Genomic DNA, 13,296 nt, shown 5'->3' with positions numbered 1-13,296 from the left:
ACCCCATCACGCCGCGACCTTGGCGACGAAATCGCCGGCGCTGCCCTTCAACGCGCCGAGTTGTTCGTCGAGCGCCGCAAATCCCTGGCCGACCCGATCGATCTCGGAGGCGACCGCCTCGGTATCGGCGCGGATCGCGCTGATTGTCGCCGACATCGAATCCGCCGCCAGCGCGGTCTCGTCGACTGCCGCGGTGATCGCGGTGACCGTCTGCGCCTGCACTTCCATCGCGCTGCGAATGCGGTTGGCGCTTTCCTGCACTTCGGAGACGGTGGCGCGGATCGAGGCGTTGGTTTCCACCGTCGAGCGCGTCGCCGACTGGATCGCCGCGATCTTGGCGGCGATGTCGTCGGTGGCGCGTGCCGTCTGGCTGGCGAGGCTCTTCACTTCCTGCGCCACCACCGCGAAGCCGCGCCCGGCATCGCCGGCCCGTGCCGCCTCGATGGTCGCATTCAGCGCGAGCAGGTTGGTCTGCCCGGCAATGTCGCGAATCAGGCCGAGGATCGATTCGATCGACTTGGCATGGTCGGACAGCATCTCGCTCATCCCCACCGCATCGCTCGCCTGCCCGGAGGCACGGGTGGCGATCGCCGCCGCCGCCTCGACCTCGGTACGCGCGTCCTCGATCGCGCGGATCAGGCCCGCCGCGGTCATCGCCGCCTCGCGCATCGCCACCGCCGACTGCTCGGCCGCCGCCGCGACTTCGCTCGCCTTGCCGAGCATGCCGCGCGCCGAAGCCGAAGTGTGGATCGCCTGGCCCCGCAGTTCCTCACCGCCGCGCGACGCCTGCTCGACGGTCGCCCCGATCGAGCTATGGAAGTCGGTCGCCAGCCGGTCCCGCGCGACCTGGGCGCTGTGCTCACGGTACATGTTGTAGATTTCGACGGTGATGTCCGCCTCGAGCGCCGAGAGCCGCATCAGCGTGTCGACCAGCACCGGCAGGCGCGGCTCCGCGCCGCCGATACGGCGGATCAGTACTTCCAGCGCCGCGCGGTCGCTCGCGCTGATCATCGACAGCAGCGCCATCGGCGGCACGCCCTTCTCATACGCAGCGGCGACCGAGCGCTCGATCGATTCGATCCAGCTCTTGGTGGTGGTCTCCAGAAAGCGGCTGCGCAGGAATACCACGCCGACGTCGATCATCTTGGCGGTGTCCGACGGTGCCCAGTCGCGTTCCTCGGGGAAGCAGCGCACCCATTGGTGCCAATAGGCGGCGGAGACCGCCTCGATCTCCGGTTCGAGCACGTCCCAGCATTCGCGACTCGATTTCTGCAACGAGCCTTCGAAATCAAAGACGTGCAGCCGCGCCGCCACGTCGATCCGCGCGCTCATCGTGCCGGCCGCAGCCAGCGCCTGGGTGGAAACCGAATCGCTCACCTACGTCACATCCCCGGTCGGCGGCCGGGCTTCGGCCGCATCCGGCCAAGCTATGTCGCTTCAGTGGTTAAGAGCCGGTTAGGAGCGGGCATGCGACAGCGGATTCGCACCATCTTGCGCCCACTGCTCGGCTGAACCTAAGGGCAATCCGTCTTGCATCCTCGTCTGGCGGGATTAAGGAAGCCCGCGTCGACCGAAAGGATTTATCGTTGGCCAACGTCCGCAACACGGCACGACCGCTGTCGCCGCATATCGGCATCTATACCTGGGGGCCGCACATGGCGGTCTCTATTCTCCACCGCGCCACCGGCTCCGGCATGGCGACCGTGGGCACCGGGCTGTTCGTCTGGTGGCTGGTCGCGCTCGCCTATGGCCCCGATGCCTATGCGACCTTCCTGGACGTGTTCACGCTGTCGAACGGCAAGCTCAACATCCTCGGCTATATCGTCGGGATCGGGATGAGCCTGTCCTTCTTCCAGCACATGGCTTCGGGCGTACGCCACCTGTTCCTCGACGCCGGCGCGAATTTCGAGCTGCGGAGCAACAAGCGCAGCGCGCTCGCCACCTTCGCGGTCAGCATCCTCGCCACCGCGATCTTCTGGGTCGTGCTTCTGGAGAAGGCGAATGGGTAACGGAACCCAGCTCGGTCGCGTCCGCGGCCTCGGCTCGGCGCATGAAGGCGCGGGCGAATGGTGGAAGCACAAGGTCTCGGCGGGTTCCAACCTGCTGCTGGTGCTGTGGCTGATCGTCTCGATCGCCCTGCTCCCCGCCTATGACTATGCGACGATGCAGGGGTGGATCGCGCAGCCGCTGGTCGCCGTGCCGCTGATCCTTCTGGTGCTCAGCGTCACCTTCCACTTCCGTCACGGCCTGCAGGTCGTGATCGAGGACTATCAGCACAACGAGACGCGCTTCGTGCTGATCGTCCTGCTCGAATATTTCACGATCACCGTCCGCGTGCTCGCGATCTTCTCGATCCTGAAGATCGCCTTCACCTCCGTTGGAGTGGCCGCCTGATGCCCGCCGCCTACAAGATCATCGACCATATCTATGACACCGTCGTCGTCGGCGCGGGTGGCTCGGGCCTCCGCGCAGTGATGGAAGTGGCGCAGTCGGGCCTCAAGACCGCCTGCATCACCAAGGTGTTCCCGACGCGCAGCCACACCGTGGCGGCGCAGGGCGGCATCGCCGCCAGCCTCGGCAACATGGGTCCGGACCACTGGACCTGGCACATGTACGACACCGTCAAGGGCTCCGACTGGCTCGGCGACCAGGACGCGATCGAGTATCTCACCCGCGAGGCCCCGGCCGCGGTGTACGAGCTCGAACATGCCGGCATGCCGTTCAGCCGCACCGACGAGGGCAAGATCTACCAGCGCCCGTTCGGCGGCATGATGCAGAACATGGGCGAAGGCCCGCCCGCGCAGCGTACCTGCGCCGCGGCGGATCGTACCGGTCATGCGATGCTGCACACGCTGTACCAGCAGAGCCTGAAGTACGACGCGGACTTCTTCATCGAATATTTCGCGCTCGACCTGATCATGGAAGACGGCGAGTGCCGCGGCGTGATCGCGCTGTGCATGGACGACGGCTCGATCCACCGCTTCCGCAGCCATGCCGTGGTGCTGGCGACCGGCGGCTATGGCCGCGTGTACCAGTCGGCCACCTCGGCGCACACCTGCACCGGCGACGGCAACGCGATGGTGCTCCGCGCCGGCCTGCCGCTGCAGGACATGGAGTTCGTCCAGTTCCACCCGACCGGCATCTACGGCGCGGGCGTGCTGATCACCGAGGGTGCGCGCGGCGAAGGCGGCTATCTCACCAACTCCGAGGGTGAGCGCTTCATGGAGCGCTACGCCCCGTCCGCCAAGGATCTCGCCAGCCGCGACGTCGTGTCGCGCTCGATGGCGATGGAGATCCGCGAGGGCCGCGGCGTCGGCAAGGAGAAGGACCATATCTACCTTCACCTGAACCATATCGACCCGAAGATCCTGCACGAGCGTCTGCCCGGCATCACCGAAACCGGCAAGGTCTTCGCCGGTGTCGACCTCACCCGCCAGCCGCTGCCGGTGGTACCGACCGTCCATTACAACATGGGCGGCATTCCGACCAACTATCACGGCGAAGTCGTGCGCCTGCACGACGGCAACCCGGACTCGGTTGTCCCCGGCCTGTTCGCGGTCGGCGAAGCGGCGTGCGTGTCGGTGCACGGCGCCAACCGCCTCGGCTCCAACTCGCTGATCGATCTCGTGGTTTTTGGCCGCGCGACCGGCAAGCGGATCGTCGACATCCTCAAGCCGAACACCCCGCACCACCCGCTGCCGAAGGATTCGGAAGCGATGGCGCTGGGCCGCCTCGATCACTTCCGCAATGCCAATGGCGGTACCCGCACCGCGCAGCTGCGCGCCGACATGCAGAAGACGATGCAGCGTCACTGCGCCGTGTTCCGCACCGAGGAGCTGATGGCCGAGGGCGTGGCACACATGGACCAGGTCTATGCCGGCATGCAGGACGTGCACGTCAGCGATCGCTCGCTGGTGTGGAACACCGATCTCGTCGAGACGCTGGAGCTGGACAATCTGCTCGGCCAGGCGATGGTGACGATCCGCAGCGCGATCAACCGCAAGGAAAGCCGCGGCGCCCATATGCACGAGGACTTCCCCGAGCGCGACGACGCCGGCTGGATGAAGCACACCATCGCGACGTTCGATGGCTGGGGCGGCAAGGGCGGCACCACCGCGATCGACTATCGCCCGGTGCACGACTACACGCTCACCGACGCGATCGAGTATATCAAGCCGAAGAAGCGGGTGTACTGATCCGCGCGGCGGATGGTTTCTAGAAGAGGCCGGGGCGGCGACGCTCCGGCCTTTTTGTTTGGGGCTGGGGTGCGTGGCCCCCACTCACCCTCACCCTTCCGGCGCTACGCGCCTCCCTCCCTCTCCCGCCTGCGGGAGAGGGAGGGGACCCGCCGCCGAAGGCAGTGGGAGGGTGAGGGTGACTGAGGTCAGCCCAGAACTACCGCAGCACCCCGAACCGCGCGCTCGCCAGATGATGCGCATGGCAGATCGCCACCGCGAGCGCGTCGGCGGCATCGGCGCCGACGATCTTCACCCCGGGCAGCAGCCGCGAGACCATCGCATGGACCTGCTCCTTGTCGGCATTGCCGACGCCGACGACGGATTTCTTCACCGTGCTCGGCTTATATTCCCCGACATCGATCCCCACCCGCGCGGCGGCGCACAGCACCACCCCGCGCGCCTGGCCGAGCTTGAGCGTGGACTGCGCATTGGAATTGACAAACACTTCCTCGACCGCCGCCGCCTCGGGCGCATGATCGGTGATCAGCGCGGCGAGCATTGCATCGAGATGGGCGAGACGGCGGGGCAGGGTCGCCTTGGTATCGGTCACCAGCTTGCCGTGGCCAAGATGGCTGATGCGATTCCCCTCGGCGCGAATAAGCCCCCAGCCGGTGGTCCCCAGGCCGGGATCGAGACCGAGAATGATCACAGATCCTCCCCGGCACGGGGAGGGGGACCAGCCGAAGGCTGATGGAGGGGGCTCTCCACCAGCGAGTACCTTGGGGAAGCCCCCCTCCACCACCGCTTCGCGGCGCTCCCCCTCCCCGTTCCGGGGAGGAGCAAGAAGATCAACCCAGCTTCTCCATCACGTCGTCGGGGATCTCGTAATTCCCCCACACCGTCTGGACGTCGTCGTCATCGTCGAGCGCGTCGAGCAGCTTGAACAGCGTCGCCGCATCGTCCGCGCCGACGGTCACCATCGTCTGCGGCCGCCAGGCGAGCTTCGCGCCCTCGGACTCGCCGAGCACCGGCTCCAGCGCCTTGGCGACTTCGTGCAGGTCGCCCTGGCCGGTCCAGATCTCGTGGCCGTCCTCGCTGCTGGTCACATCCTCGGCGCCCGCTTCCAGCGCCGCCTCGAACACCTTCTCGGCGTCGCCGGCGCTCGCCGGATAGGAGATCAGGCCCAGGCGATCGAAGCCATGGCTCACCGAACCGGCGGTGCCCAGGTTGCCGCCGTTCTTCGAGACCGCGGTGCGTACGTTGGTCGCGGTGCGGTTGCGGTTGTCGGTCAGCGCCTCGATGATCAGCGAGACGCCCGCCGGGCCGAAGCCCTCGTAGCGGATCTCTTCATAGTTATCGCCTTCGCCCTTGCTCGCCTTGTCGATCGCGCGCTGGATATTGTCCTTGGGCATCGACTGCGCCTTGGCGGCGTTGATCGCGGCGCGCAGGCGGGGGTTCATGTCCGGGTCTGCCAGACCCATCTTTGCTGCCACGGTGATTTCGCGGCTGAGCTTGGAGAACATCGCCGAGCGCTTCTTATCCTGCGCGCCCTTGCGGTGCATGATGTTCTTGAATTTGGAATGACCTGCCATGGTGAACCCGAACTGCCTGCGGTTTGGAGGAGGTGGAAAGCGCTCGCCTTACCGCGTGGGGCCGGAGAGCGCCATGGCGGGCTTAGATGCCCAGCGCCTGCTTGTAGGTTTCGAGCAGCATCTCGGCTTCCTCGCGATGATGCTTTTCCATCCGGCGCAGGCGAACGATCGTGCGCATCGTCTTGACGTCGAAGCCGGTCGACTTGGCTTCGGCATAGACGTCCTTGATGTCGTCGGCGATGCCCTTCTTCTCCTCTTCGAGACGCTCGACACGCTCGATCAGGAGGCGGAGCTGCTCGGCGGAAATATTGTCGGACATGGGTATTCTGGCTCCTGCAGCATGGTGCCGGACGGCGCAGGGCCGCGAATCATGCTTCGGGTTGCCCAGCCGTTCGGAAAGGAATGGATGAAAGCGCGCGCTTAAAGAAGCACGCGCCCCCGCTCAAGCCCTGCGACGCGTTAACGGCCCGGCTCGGTCATGGCAGGCGGATCGCTGGCCGGGAAGCTTTCGTCGAGCGCCTCGTCAAGATCGTCGTCGCGACCCTCATTCTTCTTCAGGCTCGCTTCCATGCGGGCCAGTTGCTCAGGCGTAGCCTCACTCTGGTACTTCGCCTTCCACGCCGATTGCTCCATCCCGTAGACGATTCGGCGGGCATCGCCCTTGGCGATGCTCGGGTCCGCCTCGTGGATCCAGTCGCCCAGGCAGTTCCGGCAAAAGCCTGAAAGCCCCATCAGATCGATGTTCTCGGCATCGTGGCGGTGGCGCAGATGGCGCACCAGCCGGCGGAACGCTTTGGCCGCAATTGCGTCGTCCAGGCGATCTAGTTCATCCATTCGGCACCTCCGGAGTTGATGTTAACGCATTTGGGGCTAGAGGCGGGCACGCACAAGCCGAGGAAGACAACGATGACACAGGCGATCTCCCCCCGCTCGCGCAAGGTGCGCGTCCTGGCAACCTTGGGACCGGCCAGCGCGTCCCCCGAAATGATCGAGAAGCTGTTCCGCGCCGGCGCCGATGCGTTCCGCATCAACATGAGCCATGGCGACCAGGCCTCGAAGATCCCGCTGTTCGAGGCGATCCGCGGCATGGAGGCGACCACCGGCCGCCCGACCACGATCCTCGCGGATCTGCAGGGGCCGAAGCTGCGCGTCGGCAAGTTCGCCGAGGGCAAGGTGATGCTGGTCACCGGCCACCAGTTCACGCTGGACCGCGATCCCACCCCGGGCGACGCCACCCGCGTCGAGCTGCCCCACCGCGAGATCTTCGAAGCCGCGCACCCCGATGCGCGGCTGCTGCTCGATGACGGCAAGCTGGTACTGCGCGTGACCGACGTCGCGCCTGACCGGCTGACCACGATCGTCGAGGTCGGCGGCGCGCTGTCGAACAACAAGGGCCTCAACGTCCCCGACATGGTGCTGCCGCTCGCCGCGCTTACCGAGAAGGACCGCAGCGACCTCAGCTTCGCGGTGGAGCAGGGTGCCGACTGGATCGCGCTCAGCTTCGTCCAGCGCCCCGAGGATCTGATGGAAGCCCGCCGCCTGATCGGCGGCAAGGCCGCGCTGCTCGCCAAGATCGAAAAGCCCTCGGCCATCGCGCGCCTCGAGGAGATCCTCGAGCAGTGCGACGGCGTGATGGTCGCGCGCGGCGATCTCGGCGTCGAGCTGCCGCCGCAGACCGTGCCGCCGCTGCAAAAGCGCATCGTCGAGTCGGCGCGTCGCCTGGGCCGCCCGGTGATCGTCGCGACGCAGATGCTCGAATCGATGATCGAGAGCCCCTCGCCCACCCGCGCCGAAGTCTCGGACGTGGCGACCGCGGTGTATGACGGTGCCGACGCGATCATGCTCTCGGCCGAAAGCGCCGCGGGCAAGTGGCCGATCGAATCGGTGTCGATGATGAACTCGATCGCCGATGCGGTGGAGCGCGACCCGGCGCATGGCGACCGCGTCCACTTCACCGTCACCAAGCCTGACCCGACGACCGCCGACGCGCTGGCCGAAGCGGCGAAGAACATCGCGGCGACGGTGTCGGCCTCGGCGATCATCTGCTTCACCAGCTCGGGCTCGACCGCGCGCCGCATCGCGCGCGAGCGGCCGCTGGTGCCGATCCTGGTGCTGACCCCGGAACGCGATACCGCGCGCCGGCTGGGCCTGCTGTGGGGCACGCATGCGGTGCAGACGCGCGACGTCGACTCGTTCGAGGAAATGGTCGCCAAGGCAAAGCGCATGGCGCTGCGCCACGGCCTCGCCAAGGCGGGCGACCGGGTGATCGTCTGCGCGGGCGTCCCGTTCAAGACGCCGGGCTCGACCAACGTGCTCCACGTGGTGACGCTGCTCGGCGACGAGCTGACCAGCTACACGGGTCCGGAAGGCAACTAAGTCCCATCCTCCCCTCCCGCTCCGGCGGGAGGGGATTATCCCCGCCCCATCCGCATCGCCGCACCGGCGACGAAGGGGCAACCCGCGACCAGCACCAGGCTGATCGCCGCGAGCAGCTTGATCGCGCCTGGCTCGCCGCCGGTGGCGCCCGCCCCAAAGATCAGCAGCGGCACCGCGAAGGGCAGCATCACCAGCCCCGCCAGCGCGCCCGCGCCGCGCAATCCCGCCACCAGCGCCGCCGTCGCCACGCCCAGCGCCGCCAGTCCCGGCGTGCCGATCGCCAGCCCGAGCAGGATCGTCCCCAGCGCCGTGCCGGGCACGTGCAGCAGCGCCGCCGCGACACAGGTCGCCGCCAGCAGCGCGGGACCGAAGCCCAGCCAATGGCCGAGCATCTTCGCCGCGGCGATCCCCGAGTCCGAATAGCCCCGCACCACCAGTTGATCGAGCACGCCGCTCTCGGCATCGGGTGTCACGAGCCGTTCGACGGGCAACAATGCCGCGAGAAGCGCCGCCGCCCAAATCACGCCGCCGCCGATCCGCGCGAGCAGCCGCCCGTCGGGGCCCACCGCGAAGGGAAACAGAATCGCGACAAGCAGGAAGAAGGCGATCGGCAGCACCAGCCCGCCGCTGCTCCACGCCCGCCTCAGCTCGCGCCACACCAGCGCGATCACAGCGCGATCTCCTGCGCGTCCGGCAGCGCGATCAGCTGGTGCGTCGCGACCAGCACGACGCCGCCGCCAGCGCGGTGCGCGGCGATCCGCGCCTCCAGCATCGCGACCGAAGCGGTATCGAGGCCGTTGCCCGGCTCGTCGAGGAGCCATACCGGCGCGCCGCTTGCCAGTACCCGCGCGAATGCCGCGCGGCGCCGCTGGCCGGTCGAGAGCAACCGCACCGGCACATCGGCGATGTCCGCCAGCCCTACGGCCTCCAGCGCATCGGCGACCGTGTCCCCGCTCCCGTCGAGCCCCGCCCAGAAGCCGAGCGCCCCTGCCAGCGTCCGCTCGGCATCCAGCGCGGCGGTTTCGCTGAGGAGCGCCCGCGCGCCCTCCCCCGCCACCCGGCCGCCCAGCGGCGCGAGCAGCCCGGCGGCGATCCGGATCAAGCTCGACTTGCCGACACCATTGGGCCCGAGCACCAGCCCGGCGTCCCCGGCCCCTAGCGCGAAGCTGAGCCCTTCGAACAGGATACGCCCGCCGCGCAGGCAGGTCACGGCGTCAAAGGCAAGGCCGGGGTTCAATCCGCGGCGTCTTCCAGCGCATGCATGGCGTCGTCGGACAGGCCGAAATGGTGGCCGACCTCGTGGATCACGACATGATGGACGAGACGCTCGAGCGATTCGCCGGTCTCGACCCATTCGTCGAGGATCGCGCGGCGATAGAGGTGTATGCGATCGGGCAGCCCTCCCGAATCAAAGGCCGATTTCTCGCCGATCGGGCGGCCATGGTAGAGGCCGCTGAGCGCAAAGGGATCGTCGATGCCGAGCGCATCGAGCGTCTCCTCGTCGGCGAACTCCTCCACCAGCAGCGCGACCTCGGCCAGATGCACCTGAAACGGTTCGGGGATGCGGGCCAGCGCGGCGCGGGCGAGGCGCTCGATCAGGGCCGCATCGGGGGCGAAGGTTGGCGCTTGCTCCGGCATGGCCGAATGCATAGGCGGTGCGGCAGAGAAGGAGCAAGGAGGGGAGTGCAATGGTAGCGCGTTTGACCGATGGCCTGCGCGAGGAATCGCTGGCAGCCCTGCCGGCCTGGAACTACGAGCCGGGGCGCGACGCGATCACCCGCCGCTTCCAGTTCGCCGACTTCGTCGAGGCCTTCGGCTTCATGACCCGCGTCGCACTGCTCGCGGAGAAGGCGGACCACCATCCCGAATGGTCCAATGTGTGGAACCGGGTCGATATCCTGCTGACCACGCATGATGCGGGCGGGCTGTCGACGCGCGACCTGCAACTGGCGGCGGCAATCGATGCCCTGGTGAAGGGGTAGGCTGACGCTAACGGCTCCTGCGCGCCCCTCCCGCTTGCGGGAGGGGACGCAGGAGAAGCAGGAGGAGAATTTAGAATTATTCACTCCGCATCCGGCCGCTCGTACAGATCCCAGCGATGCTCGCCGGTCACCGTATCGGCATAGGGCCGCCCCGCCGCATCCTTGCTCGGCACGTAGCGGAAGCGCTTCTGGATCAGCTTGCAGGTTGTCTCGTCGAGATCGCGATTGCCGCTGCTGCGCGTGACCGTGCAGCTCGACACGCGCCCGTTGACGCCTACCACGAAGCGCAGCCCCACCGTGCCGCTCGCCCCGGCGTTGAGCGCGGCGCGGGGATAATCGGCATCGCTGATCCCGCCGCCGATCCAGCGGAGCGGCACCCCGCCCCCGCCGCCCGGCCCATTGCCGCGCCCGCCGCTGCCGGTGCCGTCCCCCTCTCCGCCCGCGCCCGTCCCCGGCCCCGCGACTGGCGCAGCACCGGAGGACGAGTCGCTGGCAGTAGCCGGCTTGGGCGCAGTCACCAGCGGCGGTGGCTGGAGGACCACCGGCGGCGGCGGCGCGACGACCTCGGTCGCCTTGGAAACGCGGTTGGGAGGTGCCGACGCCCCCTCGGCCTTGGGCGCCGCGCGCCGCTTGGCCGGTTCGGGTGCGGGTGGCGGCGGGGGGGGCGGCACGTCGAAGCTGACCAGTGTCGCATCCGGATCGGTGCGGAGCACCGTCTGCGCACGCAACCCGGCGAACAGCAGCGCCGCCAGCAGCGCCTCCACCGCGATCGCCGCCGCCGCGCCGCGCGCCCGGGAGCCTCCGGAAATCACCGGATTTGCCCCGATCGTTGCGGGTTCATGCAACCGAAATGTGGCATGACACATTGATGCGCATCGAACACGAACCGAAGATGGGGTCCGAATATGCGTAAGACAATTGCCGCACTCGCCGCCTTTGCCCTGGCCATGCCGGTCGCGATGCCGATCAGCGTCGCCAGCGCCCAGTCGCGCTACGAAGGCAAGTCGAAGTCCAGCCGCAATTATCGCGTCGTCAAGCGCTGCCGCCGGTCGAAGGGCGAAGCCGGCCTGATCGCGGGCGGCGTCGCCGGCGCGGTCGCGGGTCCGGCGATTGTCGGTGGCGGCCTGCTGGGTGCCGCGGCCGGTGGTGTCGCCGGTGCGCTGGGCGGCCGCGCGATCGACCGCACGCTCACCGCGAAGAACCGCTGCAGCTACGTCCGCGTCCGTCGCTGAGTAGCCAAAGGGGCGGGCGAGGTCCCGCCCCTTTCCAAACCCGCCTGCATCGGCCAGAAACCGGCGATTCCCGCGGCGCGCTGCGCGCCGCCCCCGAAGATGCAGGAAGTACGCGTATGTCCAGCTATGCCGATCGTCTGAACGCGCTGCGCGCGCAACTCGCGCAGGAGACTCTAGACGGCTTCGTCGTGCCGCTCACCGACGAGCACATGTCCGAATATGTCGGTGCCTATGCGCAGCGGCTGGCTTGGCTCACCGGCTTCCAGGGCTCTGCCGGCAGCGCGGTGGTGCTGGGCAGCCAGGCCGCGATCTTCACCGACGGGCGCTATACGCTTCAAGTACGCCAGCAGGTCTCGGCCGACCATTGGGAATATGTCGGCGTGCCCGCGACGAGCATCGCCGACTGGCTGGGCGCACATGCGCCGAACGGCGGCCGCATCGGCTATGATCCGTGGCTGCACACCCGCGCCTGGGTGGACGAAGCGCGCAAGGCGCTGGCCGAGAAGGGCGCGACGCTCGTCCCCGTCACGCGCAACCCGATCGACGCCGTTTGGGCCGAGCAGCCCCGCCCCTCCGACGCGCCGCTGGCGGTCCTCGACGAGGCGCTGGCCGGCAAGTCGTCGGCCGCCAAGCGCGCCGAGATCGCCGACTGGCTGCACAGCCGGAACGCCGACGCGGTGGTGATCGCCGCGCTCGATTCAATCGCCTGGACCTTCAATGTCCGCGGCAACGACGTGACCCACACGCCGGTCGCGCTCGCCTATACGGTGATCCATGCCGACGGCACGGCCGACCTGTTCGTCGCGCCCGAGAAGGTGACCGATGCGGTGCGCCAGCATCTCGGCAATGCGGTGCGCATCCAGGACCGCGCAGCCTTCGCGCCGGCGCTGGGCGGTTTCGCGGGCAAACGCGTCGTCGCCGATCCCGGCACGGCGGTGGCGGCGATCTTCGACGCGCTGGAGGCGGACGGCGCCACCGTGCTCGCGCTGCGCGATCCGGTGATCCTCGCCAAGGCGATCAAGAACCCCGCGGAGGTCGCCGGGCACAAGGCCGCGCAGGCACGCGACGGCGCCGCACTCAGCCGCTTCCTGAAGTGGTTTGAGGAGACCGCGCCGCAGGGCGGCCTCACCGAAATGTCGGCGGCGGACAAGCTCCGCCAATTTCGCGAGGCGACCGGTCGCCTGAAGGACCTGTCCTTCGACACCATCTCCGCCACCGGCCCCAACGGCGCGATCCCGCACTACAAGGTCACCGACGAATCGAGCCTGCCGATCGAGCGCGGTCAGATGTTCCTGATCGATTCGGGCGGGCAATATGGCGACGGCACCACCGACGTGACGCGTGTGATGCCGGTCGGCGAGGCTGCCCACGAGATGAAGGATCGCTTCACCCGTGTGCTCAAGGGCCATATCGCCATCGCCACCGCGATCTTCCCCGACGGCACCACCGGCGCGCAGATCGACGGCTTCGCGCGGCGGCCGCTTTGGGAAGCAGGGCTCGATTTCGCGCACGGCACCGGTCACGGCGTCGGCGCCTATCTGTCGGTGCATGAGGGGCCACAGCGCATCGCCCCGCCCTCCTATCCGGGCGGCCAGGCGCTGGAACCGCTGCGTGCGGGCATGTTCCTCTCGAACGAGCCCGGCTATTACAAGGCGGGCGAATACGGCATCCGGATCGAGAACCTCGTCCATATCGTCGAGCGCACCATCCCTGGCGGCGACAAGCCGATGCTGGCCTTCGAGACGCTCACCTTCGCGCCCATCGAACGCAGCCTGATCCTGCCCGCGCTGCTGACGCCCGAGGAACGCGCGTGGCTCGATGCGTATCATGCCGAGGTGCTGGCGATCGTCGGCCCGCAACTGGAAGGCGCCGAGCGGGCGTGGCTGGAGGCCAAGTGCGCGCCGATCGGGTGAACTAAAGATCCTCCCCGGCACGG

Annotated in this window: 16 protein-coding genes; 7 read left to right on the top strand and 9 right to left on the bottom strand. The window is 68.2% G+C overall.

The annotated features are described in order from the left end of the window. Positions 1 to 6: 6 nt before the first annotated feature. Positions 7 to 1,332 (bottom strand): methyl-accepting chemotaxis protein, encoded by a 1,326-nt coding sequence (locus tag RT655_RS12435; RefSeq protein ID WP_313538467.1) that lies wholly within the window; start codon positions 1,330 to 1,332, stop codon positions 7 to 9. A 254-nt stretch (positions 1,333 to 1,586) separates the two neighbouring features. Here RT655_RS12435 and sdhC point away from each other — a divergent pair, with 254 nt between their 5' ends. From sdhC to sdhA, 3 genes are read left to right on the top strand one after another with little or no spacing between them, the layout of a single operon-like run. Next, a complete protein-coding gene (gene sdhC / locus RT655_RS12430) occupies positions 1,587 to 2,009 on the top strand; it encodes a succinate dehydrogenase, cytochrome b556 subunit (RefSeq protein ID WP_313537128.1) in 423 nt (140 codons plus the stop codon). Then, positions 2,002 to 2,394, top strand: coding sequence for a succinate dehydrogenase, hydrophobic membrane anchor protein (gene sdhD / locus RT655_RS12425; protein ID WP_313537125.1), 393 nt, complete (start codon positions 2,002 to 2,004; stop codon positions 2,392 to 2,394). Before sdhC ends, sdhD begins: the two co-directional genes overlap by 8 nt. Continuing rightward, a complete protein-coding gene (sdhA, locus tag RT655_RS12420; protein ID WP_313537124.1) occupies positions 2,394 to 4,196 on the top strand; it encodes a succinate dehydrogenase flavoprotein subunit in 1,803 nt (600 codons plus the stop codon). Before sdhD ends, sdhA begins: the two co-directional genes overlap by 1 nt. Before the next feature lie 199 nt (positions 4,197 to 4,395). Here sdhA and ruvC read toward each other — a convergent pair whose 3' ends face one another. From ruvC to RT655_RS12400, 4 genes are all read right to left on the bottom strand, one after another. Continuing rightward, positions 4,396 to 4,887, bottom strand: a complete 492-nt coding sequence (gene ruvC / locus RT655_RS12415; RefSeq protein WP_313537121.1) for a crossover junction endodeoxyribonuclease RuvC — start codon at positions 4,885 to 4,887, stop codon at positions 4,396 to 4,398. A gap of 139 nt (positions 4,888 to 5,026) precedes the next feature. Continuing rightward, positions 5,027 to 5,770, bottom strand: a complete 744-nt coding sequence (locus RT655_RS12410; RefSeq protein ID WP_313537119.1) for a YebC/PmpR family DNA-binding transcriptional regulator — start codon at positions 5,768 to 5,770, stop codon at positions 5,027 to 5,029. A gap of 82 nt (positions 5,771 to 5,852) precedes the next feature. Continuing rightward, the gene (locus RT655_RS12405) at positions 5,853 to 6,089 is read right to left on the bottom strand and encodes a DUF2312 domain-containing protein (RefSeq protein WP_313537116.1); all 237 of its coding nucleotides are present in this window, start codon (positions 6,087 to 6,089) and stop codon (positions 5,853 to 5,855) included. 140 nt (positions 6,090 to 6,229) lie between these two features. Further along, the gene (locus RT655_RS12400; protein ID WP_313537113.1) at positions 6,230 to 6,604 is read right to left on the bottom strand and encodes a DUF1244 domain-containing protein; all 375 of its coding nucleotides are present in this window, start codon (positions 6,602 to 6,604) and stop codon (positions 6,230 to 6,232) included. Between the two features lie 72 nt (positions 6,605 to 6,676). On the opposite strand from RT655_RS12400, the gene pyk reads away from it, so the two are divergent. Beyond that, a complete protein-coding gene (pyk, locus tag RT655_RS12395) occupies positions 6,677 to 8,146 on the top strand; it encodes a pyruvate kinase (RefSeq protein ID WP_313537110.1) in 1,470 nt (489 codons plus the stop codon). A 35-nt stretch (positions 8,147 to 8,181) separates the two neighbouring features. Here the strand turns inward: pyk and RT655_RS12390 are convergent, their stop codons facing one another. From RT655_RS12390 to RT655_RS12380, 3 genes are read right to left on the bottom strand one after another with little or no spacing between them, the layout of a single operon-like run. Further along, positions 8,182 to 8,817: a heme exporter protein CcmB gene (locus RT655_RS12390; RefSeq protein WP_313537107.1), complete on the bottom strand. Its 636-nt coding sequence runs from the start codon at positions 8,815 to 8,817 to the stop codon at positions 8,182 to 8,184. Continuing rightward, positions 8,814 to 9,383 carry a heme ABC exporter ATP-binding protein CcmA gene (gene ccmA / locus RT655_RS12385; protein ID WP_313537105.1) on the bottom strand — a complete coding sequence of 190 codons (570 nt, stop codon included), beginning with the start codon at positions 9,381 to 9,383 and terminating at the stop codon, positions 8,814 to 8,816. Before ccmA ends, RT655_RS12390 begins: the two co-directional genes overlap by 4 nt. Then, entirely contained in the window at positions 9,380 to 9,784 is a 405-nt protein-coding gene (locus RT655_RS12380) for a metallopeptidase family protein (RefSeq protein WP_313537103.1), read from the bottom strand. Before RT655_RS12380 ends, ccmA begins: the two co-directional genes overlap by 4 nt. A 17-nt stretch (positions 9,785 to 9,801) precedes the next feature. Here RT655_RS12380 and RT655_RS12375 point away from each other — a divergent pair, with 17 nt between their 5' ends. Then, positions 9,802 to 10,128: a 4a-hydroxytetrahydrobiopterin dehydratase gene (locus RT655_RS12375; RefSeq protein ID WP_313537101.1), complete on the top strand. Its 327-nt coding sequence runs from the start codon at positions 9,802 to 9,804 to the stop codon at positions 10,126 to 10,128. Between the two features lie 80 nt (positions 10,129 to 10,208). Here RT655_RS12375 and RT655_RS12370 read toward each other — a convergent pair whose 3' ends face one another. Next, positions 10,209 to 10,940, bottom strand: a complete 732-nt coding sequence (locus RT655_RS12370; RefSeq protein WP_313537098.1) for an energy transducer TonB — start codon at positions 10,938 to 10,940, stop codon at positions 10,209 to 10,211. A 93-nt stretch (positions 10,941 to 11,033) separates the two neighbouring features. Here RT655_RS12370 and RT655_RS12365 point away from each other — a divergent pair, with 93 nt between their 5' ends. Together RT655_RS12365 and RT655_RS12360 are read left to right on the top strand one after the other, a co-directional pair. Beyond that, the gene (locus RT655_RS12365; protein WP_313537096.1) at positions 11,034 to 11,360 is read left to right on the top strand and encodes a hypothetical protein; all 327 of its coding nucleotides are present in this window, start codon (positions 11,034 to 11,036) and stop codon (positions 11,358 to 11,360) included. A 116-nt stretch (positions 11,361 to 11,476) separates the two neighbouring features. Next, the gene (locus tag RT655_RS12360) at positions 11,477 to 13,273 is read left to right on the top strand and encodes an aminopeptidase P family protein (RefSeq protein WP_313537093.1); all 1,797 of its coding nucleotides are present in this window, start codon (positions 11,477 to 11,479) and stop codon (positions 13,271 to 13,273) included. Positions 13,274 to 13,296 lie beyond the last annotated feature (23 nt).

This window comes from Sphingomonas sp. (assembly GCF_032114135.1).
In the GTDB taxonomy this organism is placed as follows: domain Bacteria; phylum Pseudomonadota; class Alphaproteobacteria; order Sphingomonadales; family Sphingomonadaceae; genus Sphingomonas.
Note: the sequence above shows the minus strand (reverse complement) of the source record. Positions and strands in the feature narration are given on the sequence as shown.

What these genes read in the sequence shown, in the direction of transcription:
- pyk (WP_313537110.1), top strand. Translation starts at nt 6,677, where the DNA reads ATGACACAGGCGATCTCCCCCCGCTCGCGCAAGGTGCGCGTCCTGGCA.
- RT655_RS12380 (WP_313537103.1), bottom strand. Translation starts at nt 9,784, where the DNA reads ATGCCGGAGCAAGCGCCAACCTTCGCCCCCGATGCGGCCCTGATCGAG.
- sdhA (WP_313537124.1), top strand. Translation starts at nt 2,394, where the DNA reads ATGCCCGCCGCCTACAAGATCATCGACCATATCTATGACACCGTCGTC.
- RT655_RS12405 (WP_313537116.1), bottom strand. Translation starts at nt 6,089, where the DNA reads ATGTCCGACAATATTTCCGCCGAGCAGCTCCGCCTCCTGATCGAGCGT.
- RT655_RS12410 (WP_313537119.1), bottom strand. Translation starts at nt 5,770, where the DNA reads ATGGCAGGTCATTCCAAATTCAAGAACATCATGCACCGCAAGGGCGCG.
- RT655_RS12360 (WP_313537093.1), top strand. Translation starts at nt 11,477, where the DNA reads ATGTCCAGCTATGCCGATCGTCTGAACGCGCTGCGCGCGCAACTCGCG.
- RT655_RS12400 (WP_313537113.1), bottom strand. Translation starts at nt 6,604, where the DNA reads ATGGATGAACTAGATCGCCTGGACGACGCAATTGCGGCCAAAGCGTTC.
- RT655_RS12365 (WP_313537096.1), top strand. Translation starts at nt 11,034, where the DNA reads ATGCGTAAGACAATTGCCGCACTCGCCGCCTTTGCCCTGGCCATGCCG.
- sdhD (WP_313537125.1), top strand. Translation starts at nt 2,002, where the DNA reads ATGGGTAACGGAACCCAGCTCGGTCGCGTCCGCGGCCTCGGCTCGGCG.
- RT655_RS12435 (WP_313538467.1), bottom strand. Translation starts at nt 1,332, where the DNA reads ATGAGCGCGCGGATCGACGTGGCGGCGCGGCTGCACGTCTTTGATTTC.